This window comes from Marinomonas pontica, from assembly GCF_036322735.1.
GTDB lineage: Bacteria > Pseudomonadota > Gammaproteobacteria > Pseudomonadales > Marinomonadaceae > Marinomonas > Marinomonas pontica.
Map to the genome: position 1 here is coordinate 226,018 of NZ_AP027271.1, position 13,959 is coordinate 239,976.

14 protein-coding genes are annotated in these 13,959 nt (G+C 48.1%); 9 read left to right on the forward strand and 5 right to left on the reverse strand.

What is annotated here, in order from left to right:
• Positions 1-13: 13 nt before the first annotated feature.
• Together polA and AABA11_RS01020 are read right to left on the reverse strand one after the other, a co-directional pair.
• Complete coding sequence (gene polA / locus AABA11_RS01015) at positions 14-2,764, reverse strand: DNA polymerase I (RefSeq protein ID WP_338269621.1); 2,751 nt, start codon at positions 2,762-2,764, stop codon at positions 14-16.
• Positions 2,765-2,896: 132 nt separating this feature from the next.
• Positions 2,897-4,012 (reverse strand): GGDEF domain-containing protein, encoded by a 1,116-nt coding sequence (locus AABA11_RS01020; protein WP_338264684.1) that lies wholly within the window; start codon positions 4,010-4,012, stop codon positions 2,897-2,899.
• 245 nt (positions 4,013-4,257) lie between these two features.
• Between AABA11_RS01020 and AABA11_RS01025 the strand changes: the two genes are divergently transcribed.
• From AABA11_RS01025 to znuB, 8 genes are all read left to right on the forward strand, one after another.
• Positions 4,258-5,220: a homoserine kinase gene (locus AABA11_RS01025; protein WP_338264686.1), complete on the forward strand. Its 963-nt coding sequence runs from the start codon at positions 4,258-4,260 to the stop codon at positions 5,218-5,220.
• Positions 5,221-5,233: 13 nt separating this feature from the next.
• Positions 5,234-5,794 (forward strand): DUF1007 family protein, encoded by a 561-nt coding sequence (locus tag AABA11_RS01030; protein ID WP_338264688.1) that lies wholly within the window; start codon positions 5,234-5,236, stop codon positions 5,792-5,794.
• 55 nt (positions 5,795-5,849) lie between these two features.
• Positions 5,850-6,485, forward strand: coding sequence for a LysE family translocator (locus tag AABA11_RS01035; RefSeq protein ID WP_338264690.1), 636 nt, complete (start codon positions 5,850-5,852; stop codon positions 6,483-6,485).
• A 36-nt stretch (positions 6,486-6,521) separates the two neighbouring features.
• Positions 6,522-7,133: a MarC family protein gene (locus tag AABA11_RS01040; RefSeq protein WP_338264692.1), complete on the forward strand. Its 612-nt coding sequence runs from the start codon at positions 6,522-6,524 to the stop codon at positions 7,131-7,133.
• Positions 7,134-7,242: 109 nt separating this feature from the next.
• Entirely contained in the window at positions 7,243-8,205 is a 963-nt protein-coding gene (locus tag AABA11_RS01045) for a nickel/cobalt transporter (protein WP_338264694.1), read from the forward strand.
• Complete coding sequence (locus AABA11_RS01050) at positions 8,205-8,699, forward strand: Fur family transcriptional regulator (protein ID WP_265730226.1); 495 nt, start codon at positions 8,205-8,207, stop codon at positions 8,697-8,699. Before AABA11_RS01045 ends, AABA11_RS01050 begins: the two co-directional genes overlap by 1 nt.
• Positions 8,696-9,484, forward strand: coding sequence for a zinc ABC transporter ATP-binding protein ZnuC (znuC, locus tag AABA11_RS01055; protein WP_338264697.1), 789 nt, complete (start codon positions 8,696-8,698; stop codon positions 9,482-9,484). Before AABA11_RS01050 ends, znuC begins: the two co-directional genes overlap by 4 nt.
• Before the next feature lie 38 nt (positions 9,485-9,522).
• Entirely contained in the window at positions 9,523-10,314 is a 792-nt protein-coding gene (znuB, locus tag AABA11_RS01060; RefSeq protein WP_338264699.1) for a zinc ABC transporter permease subunit ZnuB, read from the forward strand.
• On the opposite strand, the gene AABA11_RS01065 is transcribed toward znuB, so the two are convergent.
• The 3 genes from AABA11_RS01065 to AABA11_RS01075 form a co-directional block, all read right to left on the reverse strand.
• Positions 10,311-10,502 carry a zf-HC2 domain-containing protein gene (locus tag AABA11_RS01065; RefSeq protein WP_338264701.1) on the reverse strand — a complete coding sequence of 64 codons (192 nt, stop codon included), beginning with the start codon at positions 10,500-10,502 and terminating at the stop codon, positions 10,311-10,313. The two genes, znuB and AABA11_RS01065, sit on opposite strands and share 4 nt — an antisense overlap.
• Positions 10,499-11,131 (reverse strand): RNA polymerase factor sigma-70, encoded by a 633-nt coding sequence (locus AABA11_RS01070; RefSeq protein ID WP_338264703.1) that lies wholly within the window; start codon positions 11,129-11,131, stop codon positions 10,499-10,501. The genes AABA11_RS01065 and AABA11_RS01070 overlap by 4 nt, the downstream gene beginning before the upstream one ends.
• Positions 11,132-11,197: 66 nt before the next feature.
• Positions 11,198-11,752, reverse strand: a complete 555-nt coding sequence (locus tag AABA11_RS01075; protein WP_338264705.1) for a gamma carbonic anhydrase family protein — start codon at positions 11,750-11,752, stop codon at positions 11,198-11,200.
• A gap of 170 nt (positions 11,753-11,922) precedes the next feature.
• Between AABA11_RS01075 and prlC the strand changes: the two genes are divergently transcribed.
• The gene (prlC, locus tag AABA11_RS01080) at positions 11,923-13,953 is read left to right on the forward strand and encodes an oligopeptidase A (RefSeq protein WP_338264707.1); all 2,031 of its coding nucleotides are present in this window, start codon (positions 11,923-11,925) and stop codon (positions 13,951-13,953) included.
• The last annotated feature ends 6 nt before the right edge of the window (positions 13,954-13,959 follow it).

The following is a 13,959-nucleotide window of genomic DNA, read 5'->3' on the forward strand; positions in this document are numbered from 1 at the left end:
TTAAATGTTATTTTTAATGCGCCTCGTCCCAGTTACCCCCAACCCCAGCCTCTACAAGCAAAGGCACGTCAATTTGGCTGCTATTCTGCATGATGTCGACGATTTTCTTCTGTGCCGCATCAAGGTCTTTTTCGGCGACTTCGAAGATGAGTTCATCGTGTACTTGCATGATCATTTTCACGTCTAGGTCGGTTTCTGCTAGCCAGTCGTGCATTTTGATCATGGCGCGTTTGATGATGTCGGCGGCGGAGCCTTGCATTGGGGCGTTGATCGCGGTGCGTTCGGCGGCTTGGCGCATCATGGCGTTTTTCGCTTTGATGTCTGGCAAGTACAAACGACGGCCGTAGATGGTTTCTACGTAGCCTTTTTCTTTCGCGCTTTCGCGGGTGTTTTCCATGTACTGCTGTACGCCTGGGTAACGTTCGAAGTAGCGTTTGATGTATTTGCCCGCTTCTGGGCGACCAATGCCAAGCTGTTTCGCGAGACCAAAGGCAGACATGCCGTAGATCAAGCCGAAGTTGATGGCTTTGGCGCGGCGGCGTTGCTCTGTGGTGACGTCTTCTAGGCTGACGTCGAAGACTTCCGCGGCGGTGGCTTTGTGCACGTCAGCGTCTTTGGTGAAGGCGTCTAATAAGCCCGGATCTTGCGATAAGTGAGCCATGATGCGCAATTCGACTTGCGAGTAGTCGGCTGCAACCAGTTTGTAGCCTTTAGGCGCAACAAAAGCTTGGCGAATACGACGACCTTCGGCAGAACGAATCGGGATGTTCTGTAAGTTCGGATCGGTCGATGACAAGCGACCTGTGGCGGTAATAGCTTGATGGTAAGAGGTATGGATACGGCCGGTTTTCTGGATCATTTCTGGCAGTTTGTCTGTGTAAGTGGATTTCAACTTAGACAGTGTGCGGTGTTCCATGATCAAGCGCGGCAGTTCGTGTTCTTGCGCCAGTTCTTGCAAGATCGGCTCGGCAGTAGAAGGCTGGCCTTTTGGTGTTTTCTTGATCACTGGCAAGCCCTGCTTTTCAAACAAGATGACTTGCAGCTGTTTTGGCGAACTTAGGTTGAAGCTTTCGCCCGCTTCTTCGTGGGCTTTGATCTCCAGCTCTTGTAGCTTGCCTGCGATTTCAGCGCTTTGGGCATGAAGCAGCTCTGGATCGATCAAGGCGCCGGTTTGTTCCATTTTCGCCAAGACCGGAATCAGTGGGCATTCGATGTCTTTAAAGATGCTGACCAATTCTGGTGTGGTTTCTATTTTTGGCCAAATCGCTTGATGCAAACGCAAGGTAATGTCGGCGTCTTCCGCGGCGTAGAAAGCGGCGACTTCTAAATCGATTTGGTTAAAGGTTTTTTGTTTCGCGCCTTTGCCAGCGATGTCTTCAAAGCTCACATTGGAGTGACCAAGGAACTTGCTCGCCAAGGTGTCCATGTCGTGACGTGAACTCACGGAATTGTAGACGTACGATTCCAACATGGTGTCGTAAGCGATGCCGCGTAAGGTGATGCCGTAGTTGTTCAATACGTTGGCGTCGTATTTAAGGTGTTGGCCGACTTTGGCTTGGCTGTCGTCTTCTAGCCAAGGTTTAAGTTGCTCTAGCACCCAATCCCGATCCAGTTGTTCTGGTGCGCCTTCGTAGTCGTGGGCAACGGGAACGTAAGCCGCTTCGCCTGCTTTGATGGAGAAGGACAGGCCAACCAGTTCGGCGGCCATGTAGTTCAGCGAGGTGGTTTCTGTGTCGAAGGCAACCAGCTCTGCGGCTTGGATTTTTTCCAGCCATTTGTTGAAGCTGTCTTTGTCTAAGACGGTGTCGTAATTGGCTTCAATATTGGATTTAACCGGTGTTTCCACTTGGCCATTTTGCTCTGAGGAAGCATTACCAACTGTATCGTTGGCGGTTTCGACGCTTGGTGCTTTGTCTAGGTCAGATAGCCATGTTTTGAACTCCAGCTTGGTGAACCATTCACGTAGGGTTTCTTTGTCGGCTTCACCGTTTTTCAATTCTTGAGGGTCGAAGGGCAGTTCTACGTCGCATTTGATGGTCGCCAAGGTATAAGACAGCTCGGCCATCTCTTTGTTGTCTTCCATTTTTTGCTTCATGGTTTTCGAACCACGGAAGCCCAAATCGGCGATCTCGTCTAAGCGGGTGTAAATCTCTTTGATGCTGCCTAAACCTTGCAGCAAGGCAAGGGCGGTTTTTTCGCCCACGCCTGGTACGCCAGGAATGTTATCGACTTTGTCGCCCATGAGCGCAAGGTAATCGATGATGAGTTCAGGCGGAATGCCGAACTTGTCTTTCACGCCTTGGATGTCCATGACGGTGTTGTTCATGGTGTTCACAAGAGTGACTTTGTCGGTCACCAGCTGCGCCATGTCTTTATCGCCCGTGGAGACGATAACCTCGCGGCCAGCCTCGCCCACTTGTTTGGCGATGGTGCCGATCACGTCGTCGGCTTCTACGTTGTCTATGATCACCAGCGGCAAGCCCATGGCTTCCACCATGCGGTGAATGGGTTCGATTTGCGGGCGTAGATCGTCTGGCATCGGCGGACGGTGCGCTTTGTATTCGCTGTAAATGTCGTCGCGGAAGGTTTTGCCTTTGGCATCGAAGATGATGACCATGGGGGAATCTGGGTAGGTTTTGATTAGGCTGCGGATCATGCTGATCACACCGCGCGTGGCGTTGGTCGGGTGGCCGCTGCTGGTGCTCATCGGTGGAATCGCGTGGAATGCTCGGTAAAGGTAAGACGAACCGTCTACCAAGATCATCGGTGTTTGTGTTGTAGAATCCGTAGCCAAAATAGAACCTCTTTGTGAATCGGCAAATATGAGGTCTATTCTAAGCACTTATAAGGATTTTTACAGCCAAAACTCGGCATAAACGGAATCTAGCGCGTTGGTTTAATCCAACATCATAAGACGTTTCATCTTTTCGGACAGCTGCGGTTGCATCTCACTGAACATGACCACTTGATCGCGGCCATTTTCTTTTGCGTGGTATAAGGCTTGGTCGGCTTCTTCAATCAGCCGATCGAAATCTTGGGCGCCGGCAATGCGAGACACGCCGATGCTGGTGGTGACTTTTCCCACAGTACGAAAGGGAATATGACGAAACACCGTGTGGCAATCTGCGGCCAATTTATTCAGCGCGGCGGGTGCTGGGTTGGCGACCACCAAAATAAATTCTTCACCGCCCCAGCGCGCCAAACAATGATTGTCGTGATACACGGTGCGCAGACGCGAGGCGATTTCAACCAAAACATGGTCGCCAGTAGAATGGCCGAAACGGTCGTTGATATTTTTGAAGTAATCCACATCGATCAGCAACAGCCCCATCGATTCCAGTTGATGGTTTCGGGTCAACCAACTGTCTAATCCACGTCGATTTAACGTGTCAGTTAAAAAGTCTCGATCGGCGTGAAGCTTATAACGTGTTAGATCATAAGAAATTTTTTCCATTTGCTCACGCATGCTTTGCTGATACGGAATGATGACAAAAATCAATAAGCTGGCTGGGCCGAAAATAAACAACAAGTCATAGCCGCGCGTGGTATGTAATTCCTCCGGATGCGTAAACAGATAATGCAGAACAGGCAGGGCGTTTAGTGCCCAAATTAACGCCGCTAATTTGGCGTATTTTTTGGGCAGCATTAACATCACCAATGTCGATGTTAAAACAATCATGCCTGAAATTGGTGGATAGCTTTCGATAAAGCGAATATCACCTTGCCATGCCCCGTGCGTGAAATAAAAGGTGGCTGGAGTGAAGGTCAACAGCGTGATGGCCGTATATATATTGGTGGTTTTGCGAATTCTGGTCAGCGGTTTCTGATGGAAATATAACAACAGCAGCAAACACAACAGGCTGGTGATCGCAGGCTGTAGAGAGTCGATAGCAAATTGGGTTGGGTAAATATTAAAAAACACAGCACAAAACCCGTAGCTGAAAATAGATACGATAAGCAGCCGATAGACGGCGGATTTGACGATGTTTTTTTGGTGGCTGGTTGTGTTCATTGCGCAGTTCAAGGTTATGTGTCTGGTTAAATAATAGTCAGTTTTGCGGTATTACTCTGTTTTATCTCAGTGAGTTTATGTTTCGTAAGTTATCTTGAGTGTTAATCGTGGGTGTTTGGGTCGATAAAATGTGCACAGAATAGGGCGATTTACGTGACTTCGAATTGACCTTTTGCGGCTTATTGTGGAGCATAGGCGTTTTCTTAATCGCATCATTTTTTTGATCACAAATTAGGTAGCACAACTTGGCTGTTTACACATCCCTTTCTGACTCAGACATGCGGGCCTTAGTGGCGGATTATTACTTAGGCGAGCTGGTTTCATTCCAAGGTATTTCTGGTGGCGTTGAGAACACCAATTACTTTTTGACCACCACCACAGGCAAGTACGTGGTGACCTTGTTTGAAGAATTTGATTTAGAAGAAGTGCCGTACTTTTTGGATGTTGTTGCGCATTTGAAACACAAAGGGTTTAACGTGCCTGCGGCTTTGATTGATATTCACGGTGAGCGTCTGCGTGAAGTGAATGGGCGTCCGACCATTATTGTGGATTGCTTTCCCGGCGGTGAACTAAAAGGCACGGACGAAGTGTCTTGTCGATTGATGGGGGAAGCCTTGGCGAAGCTGCACATTGCCGGTGAAGATTTCCCAGAGCATCGCGACAGCCATCGTGGTGTGGCGTGGTGGCACAAAACCAGCCAAGCGATTGCCGATCAATTAGAACCAGAGCAAGCCGAATTATTATTGTCGCAAATCGCGGAATTTGATGACTTTATTGCGCAACACCCAGATTTGCCAAAAACCACCATTCATGGGGATTTGTTCTACAACAACACCTTGTTTGAAGGCAATAAACTGTCTGCCATTATTGATTTTTACAACGCTTGTCATTCTTGGGTAATGTACGATTTGGCGATTGTGGTAAACGACTGGTGTTCGGACATGACAACGGGCGAGTTAGACAACGCCAAATACAAAGCCTTGGTGAAAGCCTATTTGCACGAACGAGAAGCGACCCCAGAAGAAATGCTGGCGTGGCCTCATATGTTGAAAATCGCGGCGTTGCGCTTTTGGCTGTCCCGTTTAGAAGCGTGGCACGGCGCAAAACACGATCCTGAGCGTTTGGCGCAGCAGCATGATCCGCTTGAATTTCAGCGTGTTTTAGAAGCACGAGTGCGTTATACACCGAATTTGGTGCCGTCGTTATAAAAGGAAATCTGTGATGCGCTTTTGGTTATCTTGTTGCTTAATGATGATGTCTGGTGTGGCCTTGGCGCATCCGCATGTTTGGGTGGATTCGCAATATCGCATCGATGTCGATCAAGCCAATGTTAGCCGTCTAGAAGCGACATGGGAATTAGACCTGTTTACGTCGACCAGTTTGATTGCGGAATACGATGTCGATGGCGACGGTGAATTTACCGGCCAAGAAAAGCTCGACATGATCGAGGTGTTAAAGAGCTTTGAGAATTACGGCTTTTTTATCAAGATGAAACAAGATGGCGCGAATTTGGTGCCAGAACAAGTGCATGTTGTGGATGTTCGTATTCGAGACCAAATGTTATGGATTCGTCTAGGTATTGATTTGCCTACGCCCGTTAATTTAGAAACTTCGACTCTGAGTCTAGCTTTTGGTGATGATGAATTGTATTTCGCCATGGAGCCATTGGAAGAAGGTTTAGTGCGTTTGTCCGGTGCCTTATCTGAAATATGTACGCCTGTAGAACGTGAAGCAACAGAAACATCGGTGGCGGTTTGGATTGATTTAACGTGTCAGCCTTAAGTTAATTATTATCTTGTGATTTTTGTTTTTAACGCTTCATATAAGGTTTTAGTACATGTTAGAGCATTTCCAATGGTTGCCTTTTTTAGCCGCTATCACGGTACTGACGATGAGCCCGGGTGTGGACACAATCATTGTGATGCGCAACGCCGCGTCAGGTGGTTGGCGATTGGGTTTTTTGACTAGCTTGGGTATTTGCATGGGATTGTTTGCTCACGCGACGGTATCTGCGTTAGGTTTATCGGTTATTCTGCTTGGTTCTGCTGGTTTGTTTACTGCGTTTAAGTTGGTGGGCGCAGCGTATCTTGTGTATTTGGGTGTACAAGCCATTCGCAGTGCGATGAAACCGATGGGCATGACGTTCAAAGACGCCAAGAATCCTAAGGCACTCACGGCATGGGGAAGCTTTCGCCAAGGGGTTTTATCGAACGTATTGAATCCAAAGCCGATTATTTTTTACATGGCGTTTTTGCCACAGTTTATCGATCCAAGCCATTCTGCCTTGGCTCAATCTCTTTTTATGGCCTCACTTCACTTTATCATTGCGATGGTGTGGCAAACGTTTCTGGCGCTTATGGTTCATAGAGCGCGAGTCTGGCTGGCGCGACCAAAAGTGGCGCAAGTCTTGGATAGTCTAACGGGCGTATTGCTGTTGGGCTTTGGTGTAAAACTCGCATTAAGTCAGCGCTGATCGCGTGGCTGGGTGCTTCTTTGGTAATTCGCTAAAATGAGTTTATTGATTTCGACTTGGATTAAGTTCTTTTTCCTTTTCGCGCCTTTCTTTGTGTTGTCGATGTTTCTTGCGCTAACGCGCGGTGAGTCATCGTCTTCACGCAAACAGGTTGCGAACAAAGCCATTATTGCCTCGGTGGCGATATCTATTGTGTTGTTGTTTTTTGGTGGCAGCTTGTTTGCTTTGCTTGGCATCACTTTAGATTCATTCCGTATTGGCTCTGGTATTTTGCTGTTTATGTCTGCCTTGAGCTTGGTTCGTGATGGCACACGTAATCATGCGGTCGGAATGCCAAGTGAAGAACGTGACGATGTGTCGGTTGTGCCATTAGCCGTGCCGACCATTATTGGGCCTGCGACCATAGGTACCATTTTGGTGTATGGTGCTGAGTTGCAAGGCTTGGAATTATTCATTGGTCTGTGCGGTTTGTTGTTGGCGTTGGGAACCTTGGCGATCATTTTGTATTCCGGCTCTTTGATTGAGAAGATGCTGGGGCGCACGGGGTTGAACGTATTGTCGAAAATCACAGGTTTGATTTTGGCGGCCATGGCGGCGCAGATCTTCATGAGCGGTGTGATGGGTTTTTTGCAGCCCGTCACGCACTAACCGTTTCTCTTTAGTGCATTAAAAACGACGTTTCTAGGCTTTGGCTTCTCCTTGGGTATGACTTGTTATATCATAACAAAATTATAGTCAACCTCGGTGATAGCCAATCATGGCCAAGAACGTCGTTTTTTTATTGCTGACTTTTATCGGTTTCAGCTCACCTCTTTATGCCGCGATGGACGTTGCAGCGTATCAAGATTTTATTCAGTGGATTATCGCGCAACAAGCCACTTTCCATCGTGAATTGGTGTCGTTGGTGCGCTCCATCAGTAAGGGCGGCAGTCCGGTTTTATTGTGGGGATTAGTTTCTACTAGCTTCTTTTATGGTGTGTTTCACGCGGCTGGGCCTGGTCACGGTAAAGCGGTGATTTCTGCGTATATGTTAGCGAGCAAAGCGCCGTTACGACGTGGCATTAGCTTGGCTTTTTTGTGTGCGGGCGTTCAGGCTGTGATGGCGGTGTTGGTGATTGTGGTGCTGAGCCAAGTGTTTTCTTTGGCGGGAAAAGCCATGCAAATCAGTCGCTTCTTTGAAGTCGCGAGCTTTGCTGCGGTTGGTTTAATTGGTGTGTGGATTCTGGTGCGATTATTGCGCGGTCAATCTGGCTGCGGTCACGATCATTCGCAAGATCATCTTGATGACCATTCCCATGAAGGCCATTCTCATGAAAGTCACGGCCACTCGCACAGTCATTCTCATGATCACACTTGCTGCGCACATCATGCCGACGAGGCGAAAACCGCCCGTCGAAGTATCTGGGCGATGGTGGCCGCGGTGGGTATTCGTCCTTGTACTGGGGCGATTTTGGTGTTGTTGTTTTCGTTAAGCGCGGGCATTTTTGTCTGGGGGTTGGTGGCAACGTTTGCGATGGCGCTGGGTACGGCGATCACAGTGGCGGCATTGGCAGGCGTGAGCGTGTTTGTTCGTGACACCGGTTTTGCGTTAAGTCGTGAGCACCAAGTGATTCGACAGCGTGTGTCGCGTGTATTTGGTTTTGTCGCGGCTTTTGCTTTGATCATCATCAGTACTTCGATGATTTGGAGTTACTTAGACAATGCAGGAAGGGCTTTTTAATGAATCATGATAATTCACATCAGCATCATAACCACAATCACTGTATTGAAACGGCTTTAGCGACGGCGGAAGCCTTGTGCGCGGAACAAGGGCAGCGATTAACCAAAGTGCGTCGACGTGCCTTGGAGCTAATTTGGGAAAGTCATCGTCCGCTTGGTGCTTATCAGCTGTTGGCGAAGTTGGCCGAAGAGGGGTTTAATTCTGCGCCTCCGACTGTGTATCGTGCGTTGGATTTTTTGTTGGCGGCGGGCTTAGTTCACAAGGTGGAATCGATGAATGCGTACCTTGGCTGCGCTCACGCGGATAAGGTTCACAAAGGCTATTTTTTAATTTGCGATGAATGCCGCAATGTCATGGAATTTGATTACCAAGACATTCACGCGGCGCTGATCGAAAAGGCCGCTCAACAGGGCTTTGAACTGCGTGCGGAAACCATTGAGCTAACGGGGCTGTGCGCGAAATGTAAGGCCCAAGCGGTGGGAGAAAACGCATGAATAAGCGCTTGGTTGCCTTTGAAAAAATAGGCATCGCGTTTGATGGACGCGTTTTGTTGGAAAGCATTGATATGACCATCAGCGAAGGCGAAATTGTGACGCTGATTGGCCCCAATGGCAGCGGCAAAAGCACACTGATTCGTACCTTGCTTGGTCTGCAAGAAGCGACGTCTGGCAAGGTGGTTCGTCATAAAACTCTGCGCATTGGTTATATGCCGCAAAAGCTGCACATCGATCCAACCTTGCCATTAACCGTGAAGCATTTCTTGGCATTGGTACGCGGTGTGGATAAACGTCAAATTTTGCCAACCCTTGAAAAAGTGGGCATTGGGCATTTGTTACAGTCGCAAGTGCATGTCTTGTCTGGTGGCGAAACTCAGCGAGTATTGTTGGCGCGGGCCTTGTTGAATAAGCCGAATTTATTGGTATTGGATGAGCCTGTGCAAGGCGTGGATGTGAATGGTCAAGTGGAGCTGTACAACCTGATCGAAAGCATTCGTAACGAGCTAAATTGCGGCGTGTTGATGGTGTCTCACGATTTGCATTTGGTGATGGCGAAGACAGACACCGTGGTGTGTATCAATCAGCATGTTTGCTGTTCAGGGAGTCCGCAACACGTGACGGGTCATCCTGCTTATCAAGCTTTGTTTGGTGTTCCGGGAGCGGACGAATCTATTGCGATTTATGCCCATCAGCACGATCATGTACATGATGAGCATGGCAGTATTTTATCAGACGAGGGCGATGCACATGCCCACGATCATGCCCATTGTAAACATCATTAATCACGCCTAAGTTAGCCGATATTGGAGTTAGTTAAACCATGTTAGATCTTTTGCTCAGAGCCTTGTTTGGTGGGTTAGGTGTGGCGGCGGTCGCAGGGCCGTTAGGGGCGTTTGTGGTGTGGCGACGCATGGCGTATTTTGGCGATACGTTGGCACATTCGGCGCTGTTGGGTGTGGCCTTGGGCTTTTTATTCGACATTAATTTGAACCTTGCCATTATCGTGTTGTGCGTTGGTTTGGCGTTGGTGTTAGTCACTTTGCAGAAGAAACACATTATCGCGACCGATACTTTACTGGGGATTTTGGCGCATTCGGCGCTGTCACTGGGCTTAGTGGCGGTGAGCTTTCTCGATAATATCCGCATTGATTTAATGGCGTATTTATTTGGCGATTTGTTAGCGATTAGCCAAACCGATGTGTATTGGATTTACAGTGGCGGCTTGGCGGTCATTACTCTGTTGGTGATCTTTTGGAAGCCGTTGTTGGCTGTGACGGTGAACGAAGAACTGGCAAAGGTGGAAGGGTATCCTGTTGAAGCGATTCGTCTGTTGTTGATGTTGCTGGTGGCTTTGGTGATTGCGGTGGCGATGAAAATCGTCGGTGTATTGTTGATCACGTCTTTGATGATTATTCCAGCCGCCACGGCACGGAAGCTATCGAAGACGCCGGTACAGATGGCGTCAATCGCGAGTGTGATCGGCTGCTTGTCTGTGTGCGGTGGCCTATGGGCGTCCTATCGTTGGGATACGCCAACAGGCCCAAGTGTCGTAGTGTGCGCGGCGATGTTGTTTTTGGTGGCTTACACTCTGCCGTTTAAACGTCTGCGTTAGTCCTTGTCGGATTCTTTTGTTTTAGCGTATGACTTTGACATAGCGCGAATGTTTTCCATTTGCTTGCCAAATTGGCGACACGGTGTGCAAATCGCCGTGTGCATTGCCAGGGCAATTTTCTCTTTTGCGCTTAATGGGCGATCCAGTTTTTCCGAGAGCATCTGGGTCGCTTGTTTGCACTTCATCATGTGGCGGTCTCCTTCTGAAACCAGTGATCTTCTAAGCACTCTCGTAAACGCAAACGCGCGCGGTACAAGGTGACATTCAGACTACTGACGGATACGTCTTCATTATGGCAACTTTCGCTGGTGTCCATCTCAAGAAACTCGCGCATCATAAATAATCGACCGTATTTGGCGGGCAGCGCATTCAAACAAGCATCAAAAACTTTCCAAAAATGCGCGTTTTCCACACCATGATCCGGTTGATCCCATTTTTTTGGGCGCTCATCTTTTTGCCAATGGCCGTTTTCCTCGAACAAATGTTCAATGAGCGCGTCGCCGCTTAGATTCGGCCCATCTTCAAGCTGGCTGGCTGACGTGTGGCGTTTTTCTTTACGCAATAAATCAATAATTTTGTTCTTTAAGATAGAAAATACCCAAGTCTTAAACGCGGCTTGGCGAGCAAAACGATCAATGTTTTGATACGCCGATAGCATGGCTTCTTGTACGGCGTCTTCCGCTAATTGGCTGTCTCGTACCTGCAAGGTGGCAAATTTCAACATTTGCAGGCGCAACTCATCGATAAAAGCCGTGTCATGAAAGACGTGGCTTGCTGCTGAAGGTTCCATCTCAACAGCGAGGTTCATGTTCGTCATTTATGCCTCGCAGGGTATCAGATAGTTAGACGGCGTTCCCGTTGGCTATCTTACACTTTGGTGATGTTATTTTTGGGTGTCTTGAGCGTGTGCTTCCGCAAGGTATTCGTCTTTGAGTTTGACGTAGTTCAGTCCTGCGTACTGGAAGTATTCGATTTCTTTGTCGTTCAATGGGCGGATTTGTTTTACCGGAGAGCCCATGTACATAAAGCCCGTTTCTAAGCGCTTGCCCGGTGGCACCAAGGAGCCAGCGCCAATGATGACTTCGTCTTCAATCACCGCGCCATCAAGAATGGTGGTTCCCATGCCAACTAAAACTCGGCTTCCAATGGTGCAACCATGCAACATCGCCATATGACCGACAGTCACGTCGTCGCCAATTTCCAAAGGGTGACCTTCTGGCTTGTAGGTACTGGCATGAGTAATGTGCAAGCAGGAATTGTCTTGTATGCTGGTTCGAGCACCAATACGAATACGATGCATGTCGCCACGAATGGCCACCAAAGGCCAGACGGAACTGTCTTCGCCTATAGAGACATCGCCAATAACCACCGCGCTGTCATCGACCCAAACTCGGTCGCCTAGTTGTGGTGTTTTACCACGGAAAGATTTCATCACCATAAATACTCGCTTAAAGGGTGTTATCGCCAATTCATTGCGTTAATAAATGAAGGAACTATTAACACAATAGGCGTTTATGCATTGAAAAAGAGTTAAGACAACCTATCTTAGTAAGCATAGTATTGACCAATGCAATACAGCGTTCAATTAATATAAAAGGATATCACGATATGTCACAGTCTGTATGGGACGCGACCAGTTTACCGAATTTTACCGACGTCGATGTTGCGAACATTGAAGCGGATCTAGAGAAACTACTGAAGCACAATCAATCGGCAATAGACGCCTGTGTGAGCGAAAATACGCATCCAACATGGGAAAGCCTTGTTTTGCCTTTGGATCAATTACATGACGACCTAAACAATTTTTGGTCGCCGATTGGCCATCTGAATTCTGTAAAGAACACCCCAGAGTTGCGTGCAGCTTATAACGCCTGCTTGCCAAAATTGACACAGTTTTATACGGATCTTGGCCAGAACAAAGCCTTGTATCAAGCGTATAAAAATCTTGCTGAAAGTGAAGCAGCAAAAGAGCTGAATCAAGCACAAACTGAAGCCTTGACTCAAACGATCCGTGATTTCGAATTGTCTGGTGTGGGTCTAGAAGGCGACGCCAAAAAACGCTATGGCGAGATCAGCCAGCGCTTGTCTGAGTTGGGCAGTCAGTTTGGTGAAAACGTGTTGGATGCGACACAAGCTTGGAGCAAGTTAATCACTGACGAAAGCGAACTGTCTGGTTTGCCAGAATCGGCGTTGGCACAAGCCAAACAAATGGCCGAAGCCAAAGAAAAAGACGGTTGGTTATTCACTTTAGATTTCCCTTCTTACATGCCGGTAATGAGTTACGCCGACAATGCCGAACTTCGCGAAGAAATGTACCGCGCTTTTGCAACGCGCGCGTCTGATCAAGGCGGCGACATCAAGTTTAATAACGCGCCTTTGATCGATGAAATTCTGCAATTACGTCATGAGATGGCGCAGATTTTAGGGTTCGATAATTACGCGGAATTGTCCGTTGCGACCAAAATGGCCGACAACGGACAGCAGGTGATTGATTTCTTAGACGATTTAGCGAAAAAATCAAAAAACTCGGCAGAACAAGATCTTGCGCAGCTAACAGCGTTCGCGAAAGATGAAAACGGCGTGGAAAAATTGAACGCTTGGGACATGACGTACTACGCGGAAAAATTGCGTCAGCATAAGTACAGTATTTCTCAAGAAGAACTGCGTCCTTACTTCCCAATGAACAAGGTTTTGTCTGGATTGTTTCACGTGGCACAAACCTTATTTGGTGTGGATATTCGCGAAGAAAAAGATTTCGATAGCTATAACAAGGACTTGCAGCTTTTCACTATCAGCAAAGATGGGGAAGACGTTTCTCGCTTCTACCTAGATCCGTATGCACGCGAAGCAAAACGCGGCGGTGCATGGATGGATTCTTGCCGTACTCGTCGTCGTTTGAGCGACAACCGTTTGCAATTGCCGATCGCATACTTGGTATGTAACTTTACGCCACCTATCGGTGACAAACCGGCATTGTTGACGCACGACGAAGTCACCACCTTGTTCCACGAGTTTGGCCATGGCTTGCACCACATGTTGACCCAAGTGGACGTGTCTTCGGTATCGGGTATTAACGGTGTGGCGTGGGATGCGGTGGAATTGCCAAGTCAATTCATGGAAAACTGGTGTTACGAACCAGAAGCATTGGCTCATATTGCCGGTCATTACGAAACGGGCGAAGCATTGCCACAGGACTTGTTAGACAAAATGCTAGCAGCGAAAAACTTCCAATCCGGCATGCAGATGATGCGTCAATTGGAATTTTCCTTGTTCGACTTCCGTTTGCATATGGAATACCAAAAAGGCATTTCTGTTCAATCGGTTATCGACGATGTGCGCAGTAAAGTCGCGGTGACTACACCGCCTGAGTTTAATCGTTTCCAAAATAGCTTCTCGCATATCTTTGCAGGCGGTTATGCGGCTGGTTACTACAGCTACAAATGGGCCGAAGTGTTGTCCGCCGATGCTTTTTCAAAATTTGAAGAAGACGGCATCTTCAATAAAGATACCGGTGCACGCTTCCGTGATACCATATTGGCAAATGGCGGCTCCCGTCCGGCAGCGGATTTGTTCGCTGAGTTCCGTGGTCGTGAGCCAAGTACCGATGCCTTATTGAGACACAGCGGCATCGCGGCGTAGAGGTTA

Excerpts from the sequence above, each read along its gene's own strand:
- AABA11_RS01035 (WP_338264690.1), top strand. The coding sequence starts at position 5,850 with ATGTTAGAGCATTTCCAATGGTTGCCTTTTTTAGCCGCTATCACGGTA.
- AABA11_RS01065 (WP_338264701.1), bottom strand. The coding sequence starts at position 10,502 with ATGATGAAGTGCAAACAAGCGACCCAGATGCTCTCGGAAAAACTGGAT.
- AABA11_RS01045 (WP_338264694.1), top strand. The coding sequence starts at position 7,243 with ATGGCCAAGAACGTCGTTTTTTTATTGCTGACTTTTATCGGTTTCAGC.
- AABA11_RS01040 (WP_338264692.1), top strand. The coding sequence starts at position 6,522 with ATGAGTTTATTGATTTCGACTTGGATTAAGTTCTTTTTCCTTTTCGCG.
- znuB (WP_338264699.1), top strand. The coding sequence starts at position 9,523 with ATGTTAGATCTTTTGCTCAGAGCCTTGTTTGGTGGGTTAGGTGTGGCG.
- prlC (WP_338264707.1), top strand. The coding sequence starts at position 11,923 with ATGTCACAGTCTGTATGGGACGCGACCAGTTTACCGAATTTTACCGAC.
- AABA11_RS01075 (WP_338264705.1), bottom strand. The coding sequence starts at position 11,752 with ATGGTGATGAAATCTTTCCGTGGTAAAACACCACAACTAGGCGACCGA.
- AABA11_RS01070 (WP_338264703.1), bottom strand. The coding sequence starts at position 11,131 with ATGACGAACATGAACCTCGCTGTTGAGATGGAACCTTCAGCAGCAAGC.
- AABA11_RS01050 (WP_265730226.1), top strand. The coding sequence starts at position 8,205 with ATGAATCATGATAATTCACATCAGCATCATAACCACAATCACTGTATT.
- znuC (WP_338264697.1), top strand. The coding sequence starts at position 8,696 with ATGAATAAGCGCTTGGTTGCCTTTGAAAAAATAGGCATCGCGTTTGAT.
- AABA11_RS01020 (WP_338264684.1), bottom strand. The coding sequence starts at position 4,012 with ATGAACACAACCAGCCACCAAAAAAACATCGTCAAATCCGCCGTCTAT.
- AABA11_RS01030 (WP_338264688.1), top strand. The coding sequence starts at position 5,234 with ATGCGCTTTTGGTTATCTTGTTGCTTAATGATGATGTCTGGTGTGGCC.
- polA (WP_338269621.1), bottom strand. The coding sequence starts at position 2,764 with ATGATCTTGGTAGACGGTTCGTCTTACCTTTACCGAGCATTCCACGCG.